This is a genomic window from Streptomyces sp. SID12488, from assembly GCF_010548275.1.
Classification (GTDB): Bacteria; Actinomycetota; Actinomycetes; order Streptomycetales; family Streptomycetaceae; genus Streptomyces.
Window position 1 is genome coordinate 1 of the sequence record NZ_JAAGLT010000077.1, and the last position, 1,606, is coordinate 1,606.

A 1,606-nucleotide genomic window follows, 5' to 3' on the forward strand; every position below is an offset into this window, starting at 1 on the left:
AATCCCGGTCTCTGATGCTTCGCCCCGTCGTTATGCGGCGGGGCGAAGTGCTGCCAGGGGGCTGGTCCGTGTGCGGGCGCGGGGTTGGTCGGTGAGCCAGGCGTTGATGCGGATGAGGTTGATCGCGGCGCCGGTGAGCTGGTGCTGGAGGCTGGTCTTGCCGAGTCCGCGGTAGCGGGATCTGCGCAGGCCGCAGGCTTGCGCTCCTTGGGAGATGGTGCCTTCGACTCCGGCACGGATCTTGTAGCGACGCTTCCACTCGTCGGTCGCCTGGAGCTGCCGGGCCTGGTGGAGGGCTTCGTATTCGTGGCGGGGCCGCAGGGTGATCTCCCGGCGCTGGGCTTTCGGCGAACTCACGCAGTCCCGGAGGCTGGGGCAGGTGCGGCAGTCCGCCGGCGAGAACCGGACCCGGATCACGGGCAGTTGTTCTTCGGAGCGGCGGTGGTGCCACTGAGTGCTGGTGATCCCGTTTGGGCAGGTCACGTGCTGGTTGTCCCAGTCGATGGTGAAGGCGTCCTGTGCGTAGGCGCCCTCGCCGCGGGCCTGGGCGACGGCCACCGGCGGCAGTGGCCCGTGCAGGTCGACGCCATGGTCGATGCGGGCGGCAGCCAGGGCGCTGGAGTTGGCGTAACCGGCGTCGACCCAGTGTTCGTCCGGCAGCATGCCCCGCCTCGCGAGGCCGGCGTGGACGACAGCGGCCATCCGGTCGTCGGGGACGGTGGCAACGGTGGTGGTCACGTCCGTGACCAGATGCACCGCATCCGGCTCGCACGTCTCGGTGAGGTGGACCTTGTAGCCGTCCCACATCGTGCCGCGTTTGACGCTGCCACGGGCCTCGATGTCATACGGGGTGACCAGGCGCTTCGCGCCCGGCGGACGGTCTTTTGGGTCCCTCCGTTCCACCTCGCCCTCCACCAGGTGGAAGTGCTGGACCCACACCTGCCGCAGAATGCCGACTTCCGGCAGTTCCCGAAGCGCTGGTGGCGCGTCGTCCGCCCAGACCAAGCGCAGCAGACGCATGCCGTCCGCTCCGATCCAGCGGCCCACCTCGACACGCTTGGCATGGGCTTTGGGGAAGCGGGAGTCCTCGATCCGGGTCGCGTAATGCTTGAACCAGTCCGGCAGCGCACGGGCACTGAGCCAGTCCGGCTCGGCGTAGGCCACCGCGTTCAGCGCCGCCCGTAAAGTCTCGCCGACCAGCTCCAGCCAGTTCAGCTCACGCGCCGAGGAGAGCACATGTGTGGAGTCGGTCCGCGCCTTCCCGCCCGATGTGAGCAGTTCCCGGTCCTTGGCCGCGACCAGGATCGCGTCCAGCACCGCCCGCCCGGCATCCCCGCCGACCAGACGGTCCCTGAACTCCGTGAGCACCGAGAAGCCGAAGCCGGGATCGGTCAGCTCCAGCCCCAGCGCGAACTTCCAGTCGATCCGGGCCCGCACCGCCTCAGCGGCCTGCCGGTCGGTCAATCCCTCCACGAACTGCAACACCAGCACCATCGCCAGCCGCCCCGGTGACCAAGCAGGCTTCCCCCGCACCGGGAACAGACCGACGAACTGCTCATCGGCGAACAGAACGCCCAGCTCATCCCGGACCCGGATCGCCAGACTG

1 protein-coding gene is annotated in these 1,606 nt (G+C 69.1%); it reads right to left on the bottom strand.

All coding sequences use genetic code 11. The annotated features are described in order from the left end of the window. Positions 1-30: 30 nt before the first annotated feature. Positions 31-1,606: IS1182 family transposase (locus G3I56_RS42530; protein ID WP_164418882.1), on the bottom strand; the 1,576-nt coding region annotated here is incomplete at its 5' end.